The organism is Aminobacter sp. SR38, assembly GCF_014843375.1.
In the GTDB taxonomy this organism is placed as follows: Bacteria; Pseudomonadota; Alphaproteobacteria; order Rhizobiales; family Rhizobiaceae; genus Aminobacter; species Aminobacter ciceronei.
In genome coordinates this window covers 3,370,803-3,384,934 of record NZ_CP062112.1, presented here as the reverse complement: position 1 = coordinate 3,384,934, position 14,132 = coordinate 3,370,803, and the positions used below count along the sequence as shown (strand labels likewise).

The following is a 14,132-nucleotide window of genomic DNA, read 5'->3' as shown; positions in this document are numbered from 1 at the left end:
TTGCCCAGCAGCCGTACCCTGCGCTAGACAATGCCCACCACTCCACCTCTGGAGGAAACACCACGAGCTTTGCCGGTGTGAGCAGGTTCCAAGCCGGCTGGCGCTCGGCATGGCCTCGATCGGGCCGTATAATCTGATGATGTTCCAGAAGGGCCTGCTGCGCGACCGGGCAAAATTCGTGGCGAACCTGGTCTTGGGCAGCTATGTCGCGCTGATAGCGACCTCCTACCTGCTCGGCGCGTCGATCCCCAACGTCGAACCCTCGCTCAAGGCTGCTCTATCCTAGCTTGGTCTGGTCGCGATCGTCTGGTTCGCGCTGCAACCCTTCCGCGCCGGACTGACCACATCAAATGGACGGCTGTATACGTCGTTTCACTTGGATTTCTTGCACTCGCATTGTCTTATTCGATCAGAGCGGTCCTCAGCCTGATGATGCCCATATGAGAACAGAAAGAATTATTGACAATCGCTGTTGAGCGTTGCCCCCGCAAGCAGCCCCCCCTACGGTCGCACCACTATTGCTGGCGAATGGTGTTGACACATTTGATTGGCGCTTGATCCGCGTCATGTAGCGGTAGCCGAACAACCAGAGACACACCGACGCATCGCCAACTGGAATGCCGCGACTGCAGAATATCCCTGGGATTTTTGCGTTGTACCAGGCGAATTTTCCACTACACTCTTATTCTCAATTCTTTTGTGGACAGGCGCTCATTAAACCGGAAGATATTTAAATGTTCCAAGGTGACGCAGCGAGACTTCCTAAGAATTCTAGAAGTAGAATAGAAGCTTCTACAAGCTTCAAAGAAGCATTAGATATATTGATGGAGCTTACTGCCGAACTTGGATTTACTCAGGTCTTATATGCATATCAGCCAGTGCGACCACAATTACCGAATGGCGACTGGTTACCCCTTAAACTCAATGTACGGAACTTCCCAAAGGGGTTTGAAGATGGATGGGAACGATTCATGAAAGTGGACCCCTATTACCGGGCCTGCTTCGATGGAACGTTGCCCATTGATTGGATACAGGTGCAAGCCAGCGAACGACTAGCATCCATCCAGCGGGAGGCCTGCGCTTACCTAGGAGATTTCGGCCTGTCGCGCGGCATTACGGTTCCGGCCCACCTGCCGTTCGGGCGTTTTGCCGTCATGAGCGCTATCACCGACCGGACAAAGGTCGAATGGGCCTCGCTATTTGATCAGACCCGTGAACCTCTCTTCAATTTGATGCATCTTTTTACAAAGGTCATCTTCGATCTGAAGTTCGAAAGCCAGATCGACGTCGTTCGCTGGAACAAGCTCACTCCACGTGAACTGGAATGCCTTCGTTGGGCATCAGCGGGCAAGACTTCGAGCGAAACCTCGATTATTCTTGGAAGATCACTCGAAACTGTGAGACTACATATCAAGAATGCGATTGCGAAGCTTGAAGCAACGAACCGGTCTCAGGCTGTCGCCATGGCCATTCGGCTTGGTCTTATCTGACCCTGGACCTAAACTGCAATCCTGATGACTGTCGCTTCAGATTGCGAGATAGCGTTGCGCTACTTCCGGATCCTCCAATTCGCCAGGAGAGATCCGCGCGATGATCTGACCCTTGTCCATCACTAGGCAGTAGTCAGCGACGGAGCGAATCAATTGAAGATTCTGCTCCACAATCATGATTGTCAGTCCTTCCTCGTCCCTGAGGCGACGAATAATCGTGCCGATCTCCTGGACAATGTTGGGCTGGATGCCTTCGGACGGTTCGTCGAACAAGATAATCTCTGGCCGCCCTGCCAGGATACGACCGATGGCAAGTTGCTGTTGCTCGCCTCCGCTCATCGAGCCGGCCAATTGGGGCAGCCGTTTCTCAAGTATCGGGAAGAATGAAAAGGCCCGCTTCCAGTCGGGGGCTACGGCGCTACCCACACCGGAACCGAGTGTCAGGTTCGCGGCAACGGTCATGCGCGTGAATATTCCCCGCCCCTGCGGTACATAGCCAATTCCCAATCGGGCCCGGCCGGCAGCACTAAGGTTGGTGATATCATTGTCGCGATAAGTAATCGAACCGGACATGCACGGCAAAGCGCCCATGATCGCCTTGATCAAGGTAGTCTTGCCGACGCCGTTGCGCCCAATGACGGCGACGATCTCACCAGGTTTGATTCCAACGGACACGTCATTGATGATCCGGACAGTGCCATATCCTGACCTTAGGTCTGAAATCTGAAGCTGCATGTTCGATATCTCCCTCACAAAGTGCCGAGGTAAATGCGCCGCACATCCGCATCAGAGGCAATCTCATCGAAGCTGCCCTGTGCAAATAGCTTGCCATAATGCAGCACGCTGGTGCGGGCGCAGAGGTCGCGAATGAACCCCATATCGTGCTCGATAACGATGGTTGTGACTTTCTGTTGGTTAAGCTGGCGAATGATGTCGGCCGTTTTATCGGTCTCCTCCACCGACATTCCAGCTGTCGGCTCGTCGAGAAGCAGGATCTCGGGGTCGAACGCCATGGACATGGCGATGGCCAGCCACTGCTGCTGGCCGTGAGAGAGTTCGCGAGCGAGGCGCTGCTCGTTACCGGAAAGGCTAATCTGTGCCAGAAGCGCTGCGACTCGTTCTGGAATCTGGCGGGCGCTATAGTGGCGACGCAACGGGATGAACAGGTTCTGAAAGACAGTGAGGTCTGTAAAGACTCGGATATTCTGAAATTTCACCGATAGGCCAAGGCGGGCACGGTGGAAAGCTGGCAGGCGGGTGACGTCGTGCCCCTTGTAGAATATCTGGCCCGATGTCGGCCTGTCGGTTCCCATGAGCATCTTGAAGAACGTGCTCTTGCCGGCACCATTGGGCCCAAGAACGCAATGGATCTCGCCCTCGGAAATTGCCAGCGACAGTCCGTTGAGGGCACGGACGCCACCGAACACTTTGTGTACGTCGCGCACCTCAAGGATTGGTGATTGAGTCGACGTATGCTGCCCTACTTCAAGGCGCGCGCCGATCATTGCATAGTCGTTCATCGCATGCGCTCCATCTTTGGACGATAATAAGCTTGGGAAGGAGCACTATCGGATGCCGCGGGCGCGGGCCGCCGTTTGCTAAGCAAACTGCCGATTGCCCGGCCGACGCCCGTGAACACTCCCTCGGGAGCTGCCAGCATCGCGGCAACCAGGATACAGCCAAGCACCAACATGGAAACCTCTCCCCATGTCGATAGTTCGATTGAAATCCAGTTGAGCACAACAGTACTGACGATTACCGAAGTCAAGTCCTTGCGCCCACCCACAGCCACCCAAATGACGACCAGAATATTCGCCGCAACACTAAATCCGTCCGGGTGGATGTAGGTACCCCAGGCCGTATACAGCGTGCCAGCGAGCCCAGCGATCGCCGCCGAAAGGCAGAAAACACCGAGTTGCACCAGCCGCACATCATAGCCGAAGGTCTCGGCCCTCTCCGGGTCCTCGCGCACGGCCACAAGGACATAGCCGAAGCTGGAATTCACGATCCAGCGCAGACCAAAATAAACAGCGATGCCAATGCCGAGCACAAGCCAGTAGAAAGCCCGACCACGGCCATCGAACTCGAACACCGCGCTGCCGAAACCAAGGATAAGGCTTGGGAGGGAGGGATCGGACGCGGTGGCTGGGCTCAGGCCATTCATGCCTCCAAGGTAAGCAGCACCCACAACGTAACTCGGGTCCGCCGTCTGGCGCATGAAGAGGCCGAGAAGCAATGAGGTCACCAGCGTCAGGATAGCGACATAGACCCCCTTCAGGCGGCTGTAAAACATCAGCGCGCCGATCAGCAGAGAAAAGATCGCCGGCGCCAACATACCCGCTACAATGGCAAGATTGGTGTTGCCATGGGTACCGATGAGGTTCATTGCGACAATACCGTACGCATAGCCTCCGATGCAGTAGAAGGCTGCCTGGCCCAGGCTCAATATGCCGCAATACCCCCAAATCAAGGAAAGGCTCAAAGCCAAGATTGATGAAACAAGGAAGTTGCTAGCCGTGATGACTTGATAACGCGATCCGAAGAACGGCAGCAATACGAGAAGTGCCACCACCACGAGCCAACAGGCCCAGAAGAACCGGCTGTTGCCAAGCGTCTGATGGCCATTGAACGAACTCAGAAAACGCAGAAAGCGATTGGAGTGGGTTTGCATGGTCACCTCTGCGTCGCGCGCGTGCGACGCCGCTCGATGAAGTCGGAAATGCCGGAGGGCATGACAAGGAGTGCCAGTAGGGCCGCGGCCATGACCGAGACATAGCCGATGTATTCGTTGAAGACGTTGGAGGCGAACGTCTGCACGCCGGCCAGGTAGAGGCCGGCATAAGCCAGGCCGAGGATCGGGGCGGCGCCCCCACCGATCACCACTGTGATAAAGGCCATCGGTGTGTAGTTCTGGCCGAAGAACGGCGAGATCGTCGCGGTCATGGCGAACATCGCGCCTGCGACGCCGCCGAGTGCCGAGCCAAGGCCGAAGGTCAGCGTATAGACCCGCCGCGTGTCGATGCCGAGCGCGTTGGCCATAGCGGGGTTTTCCATAGTAGCCTGCGCCTGTGTTCCCAATCTGGTCCAGCGGAAGATCGCCCAGACGCCAGCGATGAGCCCAACCGCCACCAGAAACATGACGACGCGATAGACACCGAATGAGAAGGGGCCGACGCTGAAGCTGCCAAGCGGCGTTGGCATATTCATGATTGATGGACCGAGCACGAGCAGCGTGCCCTGACTAATGATCAGACTTACCCCCCAGGTCACGACCAGGGAGGATAGCAACTGATTGTAGAAATGGCGGATGACAAGACGCTCAATGACGACGCCGGCAAGCCCCGCTCCGAGCCCGGCGAGCGCGACCGCTACCGGGGCGGGTGCGCCTGCGTGGAATGCGGTGACAGCGACATAGGCGCCGATCATCATCAGTTCCCCATGCGCCATATTGATGACGCCCATCATGCCGTAGATTATGATCAGGCCAACTCCGGCCAGCAGTAGAAATCCGAGATTGTCAAAGTATTGATATACGTAACTTATGATCTGACCGAGAATATCCATAGAGATCTCCACGCCACTATGAAGGTGCGGCAGCCCAGGAAAGGGTGTCGTGGCGCTAGGCCACGACACACGAAGACTTCAGTCCTTCTGAAAGAAGTCTTTCCATTTCGGATTGTCCGGTGGCAGAAACTGCCGGCCAGGGGCATCGTTGCGCATGTCGACGCCGACGTCGGTGAGGAAGGTCGGCTCGGTGACGCCCAGCGGCGTTATGAGTTGGAGGTTATGGGTATCATCGACCATAAAGAGGTAGGTCGGCATGGCAGCATGATGCTGTGAGCCGCGCAACGTCCAGGGACCGCCCGGCGCATCAGGAATGGACACGTCTTCTTCCAACGCCTTGATAACGGCGTCGGTCTCAGTGGTACCGGCCCGCTTCCACGCATCGGCCATCGCCTTGACCGCAACATAGCCGAAGGCCGCGTGCTCGTTCACATACACGGCGTCTGGGAACATGGCGCGGATCTTGGAGGCGAACGCTTTGCTTGCGTCGCCCGGCACATCCTCGATATAGGCCGGCGGAACATACATGTTAGCCAACGACGGCGGAGCGAAACGCTTGTGCTCGTATCCATCGGAGATGGTGACATTGGACCACATCGGCGTCACAAGGCCAGCAGAGCGCGCCTGAGGATAGAACTGCACCTGCTCCGCACCCACTAGGCAGTGCACCTGGAAGTCGGGCTTGATCCCTTTAATCTTGTCGATCGTCGACTGCCATTGCGAGACGCCAAAAGGAAAGTATTCTTCCATCTCGATCTTGCCGTCATAGAGCCCGGCGGCCACGCGGACCCATTGGCCGATAGCCCGGCAGAAATTGTAGTCCGCCCCGATGAAGGTTATCCGCGGGCCCATCTCCTTGATCATATGCTTGAGCGCGGGAAGGACCTGCTGTTCCGGCGTTGGGCCAGAGAAGAACGAGTACCTGTCGGCGATGCCGCCCTCGCCCTGATTGTTATGCCAAAAGATGACCTTGTTGCGGACCACCTCCTTGCGCGCAGCTTCGCGCTCGGCGCCGGTGTAGCCTGCCATGACGACATTGGCCTCGTCGTCGAAAATGCAACGCTGGGCCATTTCCTGATAACGTTTCACGTCTGACTGACCGTCATAGGACACTAACTTAATCGTCTTTTTTGCGCCATCGACCTCGATGCCGCCGAGCTCGTTGATCTCCTTCACGGCTAGGCGATAGCCGTAAGTTTTGGGCGTAGACATAATGGAGAAGTCGCCCGAAAGATCGTCTACCGTGCAAAGGACGATCTCATCCTGTGCCAAAGCCGGCGCGCTGGCCCAAAAGGCCTGGACCCCAACAAGACAGGCAAGCGTAGCTAGAGTTTTCTTGACGTGGGTAGGAACCAGTTTCATTGTTTTTTCCCCTCTGGTGGTGGGCCATGAGCCAAACATGAAAGCTTTGGGTATTGACCTAAGGGAAGTTAAGACGCTGGTGCGATGTCCGCTATTACCCGAAGAGGGAGGGTTTCGCGTTCGCTGCCAGGTGAATCCCGCTGGCAGGAACTCAGAGGAGTAGGTCTGCAGCGTATGCATTGCTCCGGCAGCTCCCGGTAGCCGCCTGACAAACGCCACCCCTCGCATAACTGCATTCAGCAAATGCCAGTCAGCATTTGCGGATGGGTCGAGCCGGCTTGCCAGCCAGATAGGGGCGCACGAGGCTCCAGCATTTGTACACCGCTTCTTGGCAGGCCCATGCTTCGGCAGCGAGAATTCGACAGATGACTGCGTTGCCGATGCGGGTTGCGCCGGCCGAGCCGACCGCACAGCCGGAGAGTGCTGCCTCGATCTTGCTTTCAATGCCGGGCGGCAGGTCGCTGCCCACAGCGATTACCGTCGCCATCTGGGACGAGCCTCCCCACAATCGACCGAGCGCCTCGGCCTCCTCAGCTCCTTCGGCGATCAGGCGGTCAAGCAGCATAACCTCACCGTCGATTCGTACTTCGAATTCGGACTCCAGCGCGTGAAATTTGAAGGCCTCGCCCGATCCGTAGTGGATGCGGCCAGCCGCTATCATGTCGGTAGCGAATAAGCGCGAAGTCTCATCAAGGTCGATGCGCGTGCGACGCTCCACGCGCGAACCCGCAAACAGGATAGCCTCGTCCGGATGGTATTCGAGCAGTGCGTCCGCACCAACGGTGATGCGTATCTGTTCACGCGAGGTAGCGCCCTGTGGGCATTTGTAGAACTTGCTGGCCGCGGTCGTCGTGATCAACGCGCGCGTGCCCTTCTCCATGGTGGCGTGGAGTTCGGCCGAATCGCCTTCGACAAAGCCGCCGCCGCTATTGATGGTGAGTAGAAACGGCTGATCGTCATTATCCTGATAGTGGCATCCTTGCCACTGGTAGGGAATGCGCCAGCTCTTCGGGTCGATCTCGGTTCGGCCGTTGCGCCGGATGACATGCAGATTCATCAGCGCGTGCTTGCCGATGATCCAATTGCTGTCGGGATAAACGATCTGCATGATATCGGCCTCAAGCTGCTACGGACATGAGCACGCTGTGCTCAATCCAGGTGGTTACGGCCTCAAGTCCGGCACCGGTCTTCATGTTGGTAAAAAAATAGGGCTTAGTGCCGCGCATCTTGCAGGCATCCCGATCCATGACCGAAAGGTCCGCGCCCACATAGGGCGCGATGTCCATCTTGTTAATCAGTAGGAGCGGCGAGCGGGTGATGCCAGGCCCTCCCTTGCGCGGGATTTTTTCGCCCTCGCCGACATCGATCACGTAGATATGGCTGTCGGCGAGCTCCGGACTGAATGTGGCCGCGAGATTGTCGCCGCCGCTTTCGATCAGGATCAGGTCGAGGTCGGGGAACCGCTTGACCAAGTTGTTGACGGCGACCAAGTTCATGGAAACGTCTTCACGGATGGCCGTATGTGGGCATCCTCCCGTCTCCACGCCGACAATGCGGTCCAAATCGATAGCGCCGCTACGCGCAACGATCTCTGCATCCTCCTGGGTGAATATGTCGTTGGTGATCACCGCGATGGAATAGCGCCGCCCCATTTCTCGGCAGAGCTGGATGAGAAGCGTGGTCTTCCCCGAACCGACGGGACCTGCAATGCCGAGGCGGACTGGTTTGCGCATGAACTGATCCTTTCACACATTATGAGATACAGAGCCGAGTTTGAATTCGCTCATGGCGCATGGAAGCAATGTCGAGCGTCGCAAATGACGAGGACAGTTTGCGCAACTCTCGGGTCCGAGCGACTTCGGAACAGTGTTCTACGAGCGGCGCGACATTGGCGACGATCCGCTGCGCCTCGGTCTGGCCAAGTGGAATCAGCCTCTGGACCACACCGACTAGGCTGGAAAAACTCGCCCAGAGAAAGCTGGTGACGGTCTCCTGCTCGGTGAAGCCAAGACCTGTCGAAAGGGCACCATAGGCGATCGCGTGGTGGCCGTCGCACTCCTGCCTGGCGACCATCTCGGCGAGCCTGACGATTTGCTCGAGGTCGAAAATGTCTTTGCCCGCAGCAATGAAAGCTGTGCCGGTCATGATGGAGGCATTGCGCGCTTCCCGGCTGAGCTTGATGGCGCCGACTTGCCGGTCGATTTCTGCAATACCGCCCATGTCGTCCAGGTAGCAGCTGCGATATGCCAGAGCCACCGCGGCGGCATCGCCCGTGGCCAGATTGAAGCGTAGCCAGTCCACACATTTGGTTTCTGCTTCAGCGGCATTGCAGATCGTGCTGTCGTGCAGCCACGTCTCGAAGCCGTACGAATGGGTGAACGTTCCAGTCGGGAAGGCGGCGTTCGTCACCTGCAGGAGCGCAAGCAGGCGATCGCCGCCATTGCCAGTAAGTCGACCAGTTGCCACCTTGTCCCTAGTGATCGTGGTGCCGGGCCGCATGGTGGGCATCCGTTTCATGATCATGTTGATGATGAGCACCGGCGGCGCCAAAACGGCGACCGACGAAAGGCGCGCAGACATGCTCGATGGCAATGCCCAGACGATGCAGCATTTGCGCCGCGAGTGGATCGTCCGGGGTTAAAATACCGTCCTCGCGAAAGCGAGCCGGCCGGTGAAAATTGCCAAGTTGATAGCAAGCCGCCCACCATGCAATGCGATCGTCCCCGGGTTTCAGGAAGAGGAGATCCTCGTCCTTGGCCTTGACCACGACCGCCGTCTCATCATCGAAGCAAAGAACGTCACCGTCCTGGAGTTCGGCACCGCGCGGGAAGGATACCCGCAGCTGCCGGCCCAACTGAGTGGTCGCAGCGAAATGCGGAGAGACCCGCTCTTCCGACGTGAGCTCAAGCATGTCAATTTTCTTAGGATTCTTGAGGTCGGCAACATGGCCGATGATACTGGAGATGATGCTCATTCTATCACCGGAAGTAATAGAGTTGTGTCAGCGGCAATGTCTTCGCCGGCTTGACGGTAATGCGATTGCCGTCGACATAGACATTGTAGGTTTCCGGATCGATCTCGATATTTGGCATGAGGTTGTTATGGACCATATCGCGCTTGGAGATTGTGCGCGTGCGCTTCACCGGCATAAGCGTCTGATGGCTGCGCAGGCGGCCCTCGAGTCCCGCATCAATCGCCGCTTGGGTGACAAAGGAATAGCTAGTGCGGGCCGGGTTGGCGCCTAGCGAGCCGTATTGCGGCCGGTATTTCAGGGGCTGGCATGTCATCAGAGAACCGGCCGGGTCGCCCATCACGGCATGGGAGATGAAACCGCCCTTCACAGAGGTTTCCGGCTTAGCGATGAAGAATTTCGGTCGCCACAGCACCAAATCGGCCAGCTTTCCGGGTGTGATCGAACCGACATAACTGTCGACACCGAAAGTGACGGCAGGATTGATGGTGACCTTCGCGAGATAACGCTTGATGCGGAAATTGTCGTTACCAACACCATCCTCCGGTAAGCGTCCGAAGCGCATTTTGTTGACGGCGGCAAGCTGGAACGCGCGTTGCGCGCTTTCGGCTGCTCGGCCGACACCCTGGCTATCCGAGCCAATCATGCTGATGGCGCCAAGATCGTGCAGTACGTCCTCTGCCCGCATCGTCTCCGCCCGCGCACGGCCCTGGATGAAGGCCATGTCGGTCGGCACTTGCTTGTTTAGATTGTGGCAAGTGATCAACATGTCGATTTCTTCATCGTACGTGTTGATTGAGAACGGATTGGTCGGGTTCGTCGAACTCGGCAGACAGTTCGGCTCCATTACGCAGCGCATGATATCGGGGGCGTTACCGCCGCCAGCACCCTCAGCGTGGTAGATGTGCATCACGCGGCCGTTGATGGCAGCAAGCGTGTCTTCATAGTAGCCGGTCTCGTTCAGCGTATCGGCATGAACCTGGACCTGGAAATCGAGCTCGTCGGCGAGATCCATGCAAGCTTCAATTGCCGCCGGCGACGAGGACCAGTCCTCGTGGATCTTCAGGCCGGTAGCGCCACCGATAATTACCTGCTCAGCGAGCGAGCCCTTGGTGGCGGAATTGCCCTTGCCGAAATTGCCAAAGTTGAGCGGAATCTCGGCCATCGCCTCGAGCATGCGGTGAAGATTGAAGACGCCAGGACATTCGATCCCGACCGTCTTCGGGCCTGAACCGCCGCCGATCACGGTGGTGAATCCGGCGCCCTGGTATTCATAGAGCTGCTGCACGGAATCGAAGTGCGGATGGATGTCGATGAAGCCCGGCGTGACGATCATACCTTCCACCGACAGGATGTCGGTGTTGGGCGCGACGATAAGTCCAGGCGTTATGTTCATCGTGTCGGGATTGCCGGACTTGCCGACGCCGACGATCAGCCCGTCCTTGATACCAATGTCGCCCTTAACGACACCAAGAATAGGATCGATTATCACGGCATTGGTGATCACCAGATCAAGGGCGCCATCACTGGCTTTCCATTTGGAGGCCTGCCCCATGCCATCTCGGATGGTCTTGCCGCCGCCGAAGACGAGTTCGTCTCCGTAGGTGGTGTAGTCATGCTCGATCTCGGCAACCAGTCCCGTATCGGCAAGATGAATCTTGTCGCCCGTCGTCGGACCATATTGGACCGCATATTCGGGTCTCGACAGCTTTATGCTCATGATTAATCTCCGTGCCGTCCTACTTGGCCTATTCTTTCGTGGAGCGCGTAGCGAAGCGCGCATCCGGCGGCGTATTGACAGCGTAGCGCTCACCCTCAAAGCAGAAGCCATGCTCCCTAAGGCGCCGAACGGCTTGCTGCTTGATGATGTCCGAGCGAACCGAGCCGTTGGTCATGTTGTTCATGCCGTAGGCCACCTCGCGGCCCACATAGGTCGTCAGTTGGACCTTGCGGCTTTGGCCGGGTTCAAAGCGCACGGCCGTCCCGCTTGCGATGTCGAGATGCATGCCGAAGGCGGCTTCGCGATCGAAGGCCATCGCCCGATTGCATTCGGCGATGTGATAATGGGCGCCGATCTGAACTGGGCGGTCGCCAGTATTGACCATCACCAGCTCGATTGTCCGGCGGCCGACATTGATCTCGATGTCGCCATCGGCAAATTCGATCATTCCAGCCTTAGTAGGTTCGCCGACATCGAATGCTTCGGCGGCTACTACGGATTTGGGCAACGGAGGGCGGGACCACTTAGCGGTCATGGTTTTACTCCAGGCAATGCAGTTTGGGGGGAAACGAGCGGCAGCTCAGTGACTTCGATCCCTTCAATCGCGAACCGGGTTCATTACCGTCACGAGCTTGGTGCCGTCGGGGAACAACGCTTCGACCTGCAGGATCGTCAGCATATCCGGCACGCCTTCCATCACATGCTCGCGCTTAAGGATCGTCGCGCCATATTCCATCATGTCAGTCAGCATCGGGATGACACCCTCACGAGCGCGCTCCAAGATCTCGTCCGAAATGAGCGCTATTGCTTCCGGGTAGTTCAGCCGGATTCCCTTATCCAAGCGACGGCGCGCCATTTCGGCGGCCGCCCACAGTTGGATCCTCTCCTCCTCGCGTATAGTCAGATGCATAGTCGGCTGTCCTTCCGCATGTTCTCAGTTAGGCGCTGGGCATTTCTATACATCCCAATAATGCCATGCACGCCGGGCCTGTATATCTACCTGTCCGGGTAGGATAATGGTCGATGGCTGGTGGAGCGCGAGGACCTTGCGAGGCATCCCATCTTAGATCTACGGGGGATGTTTTTGATGAAAAAAGGGGCCAGCCGCATGCATAGCGCAGGATGCCCTCCCATCGCCGATTGGCGCATCCAAGCTTAGCGCTGCCGCTGCACGACCGTCTGCTGCTACGGTCGTAGGCAACCTTTATCGGTGAAATCAATCGTCTGCCTTGCTCGTCACCGAGGATCCACATCGGCAAATTTGCCTCCGCGGCCCCTTCTGTCACATTGCATTGCACACAAGGGGGCGGAAACGGTGAGCGTAGCGGCGACATCCGAGGGCTGACAGGCAGGGGAGATTGGGTGCTCCGGTGCATTGGCCTTTGGCATTGGCCTTTGGCCAGGTGCCTCGTCAATCCTCGCCGCCCTGCGGGTAGGCAATGACGGACAGGAAGCGGATCGGCAACCGGGTCATCTGTTCGGGGCCGTGCGGGGTGTCGGCTTCGAAGAACAGGCTGTCTCCGGGGATCATATGATAAAGGTTCGTGCCGTGCCGGTAGGTGATCTCACCTTCGAGCAGGTAGAGGAACTCCATGCCCGCATGCTGGAACAACGGGAACGTGTCGGTATCGCTGGCCAGGGTGATGAGGTAAGGCTCGACGGACACCGGGCTCGAGGCGGAGCCGATGTAGCCGAGCAGATTGTAGTGATGGCCGGCGCGGGTGCCGCGCCGCTCCACCTCGACGCCGGTGCCTGCCCTGACGAAGACCGCGCTGCGCTCTTCTTCGAAGCTTCTGAGCAGCGCGGTCATTGGCACGCCGAGCGCCTGGGACAAGGCCTGCAGCGTGGTCAGCGACGCCGAGATGACGCCGTTTTCGATCTTGGACATCATGCCGACCGAGACGTTTGCGGCGCTGGCGAGCTCGGTGGCGGTCATGCCGTGGCGTTTGCGGCAGGCCCGCACCTCTCGGCCGATCGCCGCCTGCAGCTCGTTCTCCCCAGGCGCACGAACGGCGTGCGGGTTCTGCTGCAGCGGCGGCGCTGCGGCTTTCCTGCCGGCACCGGCTTCGACCCGAGGGAACCCGACAGGGCGGGCCTGATGTAGGGGGACTGAAATACTCATCCTAGCACCTCCTGTCGGGCATAAGCGTCCTGCTGCGCTCGCGCAGCAGGAGACGGCTCTCAGACGAGACCGGCCACCACGCCGACACCGGCGACAGCCGCCACTGCGCCGAGCGAACGGACAAGCAGCGCGCCCCTCGCCCCGCCCTTGCCATCGAGCAGCAAGCCCAAGCCGAGGCCCGCGGCATGCAGCGTTGCGGTCGCCAGCACAAAGCCCAGGCCATAGGACAAGCCGCTGGCGCTCTCCGGCATTTCGGCGCCGTGGGCATAACCGTGGAAGACCGCAAAGAAACCGACGAGTGCCATGGCGGCAGCTACTCCAGCCCGTAGGTTGAAGGCGACAACGCCGCCGAGAACAACGATGGACAGGCCTATGCCGAGCTCGACGGAGGGCACGGCGATGCCGGCAAGGCCAAGCGCGCCGCCCAGCACTATCACCGCAACGAAGCTCGCCGGCACCAGCCAGCGGGCCCGGCCGCCAAGTTGGGACGCGAGCAGGCCGACCATGACCATGGCAAGGACGTGGTCGAGCCCGCCCAGCGGATGAGCAAAGCCGTGGGCGAAACCATCGACATGACCGAGACCGGTATGGGCGTTGGCGAGGCTAGGCGCCAGGGCCATCAAGGCCGTTGTGCCCAGGGTGGTTAGTGCTCTGTTGTTCATCTTGCGTCTCCTTTTCCAGCTCAATGGAATTCGTTAAAGGGCAGATAACGTCGCTTAGTGGCGATCCCTGAATTCGATTGTCCAATACCGTTCCAGCCGGCTGCTTAGCGCCAACTTGGTTCGGGCGCCTATGCGCTCATCCAGCTCCACGCCTCCAGCCGATGTCGGCCAATACTAAAGTAAGATAAAGACGCTGGGATCGTCATACCCTGAAAGGGGAGGGAGAAGTTGCCGGCACGGG

The 14,132-nt window shown here is 58.3% G+C and carries 16 protein-coding genes; 2 read left to right on the top strand and 14 right to left on the bottom strand.

The features are described from left to right. Nucleotides 1–109: 109 nt before the first annotated feature. Together IG197_RS16535 and IG197_RS16530 are read left to right on the top strand one after the other, a co-directional pair. Nucleotides 110–286, top strand: a complete 177-nt coding sequence (locus tag IG197_RS16535) for a hypothetical protein (protein WP_192313448.1) — start codon at nt 110–112, stop codon at nt 284–286. A gap of 448 nt (nt 287–734) precedes the next feature. After that, nucleotides 735–1,490 (top strand): autoinducer binding domain-containing protein, encoded by a 756-nt coding sequence (locus IG197_RS16530; RefSeq protein ID WP_256441216.1) that lies wholly within the window; start codon nt 735–737, stop codon nt 1,488–1,490. A 36-nt stretch (nt 1,491–1,526) separates the two neighbouring features. Here IG197_RS16530 and IG197_RS16525 read toward each other — a convergent pair whose 3' ends face one another. The 14 genes from IG197_RS16525 to IG197_RS16460 form a co-directional block, all read right to left on the bottom strand. Further along, the gene (locus IG197_RS16525; protein ID WP_192313443.1) at nt 1,527–2,225 is read right to left on the bottom strand and encodes an ABC transporter ATP-binding protein; all 699 of its coding nucleotides are present in this window, start codon (nt 2,223–2,225) and stop codon (nt 1,527–1,529) included. Between the two features lie 14 nt (nt 2,226–2,239). Beyond that, on the bottom strand, nt 2,240–3,010 hold the full coding sequence (locus tag IG197_RS16520) for an ABC transporter ATP-binding protein (RefSeq protein ID WP_246765166.1): 771 nt from the start codon (nt 3,008–3,010) through the stop codon (nt 2,240–2,242). Then, nucleotides 3,007–4,161 carry a branched-chain amino acid ABC transporter permease gene (locus IG197_RS16515; RefSeq protein WP_192313440.1) on the bottom strand — a complete coding sequence of 385 codons (1,155 nt, stop codon included), beginning with the start codon at nt 4,159–4,161 and terminating at the stop codon, nt 3,007–3,009. Before IG197_RS16515 ends, IG197_RS16520 begins: the two co-directional genes overlap by 4 nt. Nucleotides 4,162–4,163: 2 nt before the next feature. Next, a complete protein-coding gene (locus IG197_RS16510) occupies nt 4,164–5,054 on the bottom strand; it encodes a branched-chain amino acid ABC transporter permease (RefSeq protein ID WP_192313437.1) in 891 nt (296 codons plus the stop codon). 78 nt (nt 5,055–5,132) lie between these two features. After that, the gene (locus IG197_RS16505) at nt 5,133–6,416 is read right to left on the bottom strand and encodes an ABC transporter substrate-binding protein (protein ID WP_192313434.1); all 1,284 of its coding nucleotides are present in this window, start codon (nt 6,414–6,416) and stop codon (nt 5,133–5,135) included. Between the two features lie 250 nt (nt 6,417–6,666). After that, nucleotides 6,667–7,524, bottom strand: a complete 858-nt coding sequence (locus IG197_RS16500; protein WP_192313431.1) for an urease accessory protein UreD — start codon at nt 7,522–7,524, stop codon at nt 6,667–6,669. Nucleotides 7,525–7,534: 10 nt separating this feature from the next. Further along, complete coding sequence (ureG, locus tag IG197_RS16495; RefSeq protein WP_192313428.1) at nt 7,535–8,149, bottom strand: urease accessory protein UreG; 615 nt, start codon at nt 8,147–8,149, stop codon at nt 7,535–7,537. 19 nt (nt 8,150–8,168) lie between these two features. After that, the gene (locus IG197_RS16490) at nt 8,169–8,954 is read right to left on the bottom strand and encodes an urease accessory protein UreF (protein WP_192313425.1); all 786 of its coding nucleotides are present in this window, start codon (nt 8,952–8,954) and stop codon (nt 8,169–8,171) included. Then, nucleotides 8,890–9,390, bottom strand: a complete 501-nt coding sequence (locus IG197_RS16485; protein ID WP_192313422.1) for an urease accessory protein UreE — start codon at nt 9,388–9,390, stop codon at nt 8,890–8,892. Before IG197_RS16485 ends, IG197_RS16490 begins: the two co-directional genes overlap by 65 nt. 4 nt (nt 9,391–9,394) lie before the next feature. Continuing rightward, on the bottom strand, nt 9,395–11,107 hold the full coding sequence (gene ureC / locus IG197_RS16480; protein ID WP_192313419.1) for an urease subunit alpha: 1,713 nt from the start codon (nt 11,105–11,107) through the stop codon (nt 9,395–9,397). Nucleotides 11,108–11,135: 28 nt separating this feature from the next. Continuing rightward, nucleotides 11,136–11,555, bottom strand: a complete 420-nt coding sequence (locus IG197_RS16475) for an urease subunit beta (RefSeq protein ID WP_210346870.1) — start codon at nt 11,553–11,555, stop codon at nt 11,136–11,138. Between the two features lie 150 nt (nt 11,556–11,705). Further along, on the bottom strand, nt 11,706–12,017 hold the full coding sequence (locus tag IG197_RS16470) for an urease subunit gamma (protein WP_192313414.1): 312 nt from the start codon (nt 12,015–12,017) through the stop codon (nt 11,706–11,708). A 501-nt stretch (nt 12,018–12,518) separates the two neighbouring features. Next, on the bottom strand, nt 12,519–13,229 hold the full coding sequence (locus IG197_RS16465) for an XRE family transcriptional regulator (protein WP_192313411.1): 711 nt from the start codon (nt 13,227–13,229) through the stop codon (nt 12,519–12,521). A 59-nt stretch (nt 13,230–13,288) separates the two neighbouring features. Beyond that, the gene (locus tag IG197_RS16460; RefSeq protein ID WP_192313408.1) at nt 13,289–13,891 is read right to left on the bottom strand and encodes a HupE/UreJ family protein; all 603 of its coding nucleotides are present in this window, start codon (nt 13,889–13,891) and stop codon (nt 13,289–13,291) included. Nucleotides 13,892–14,132: the final 241 nt, after the last annotated feature.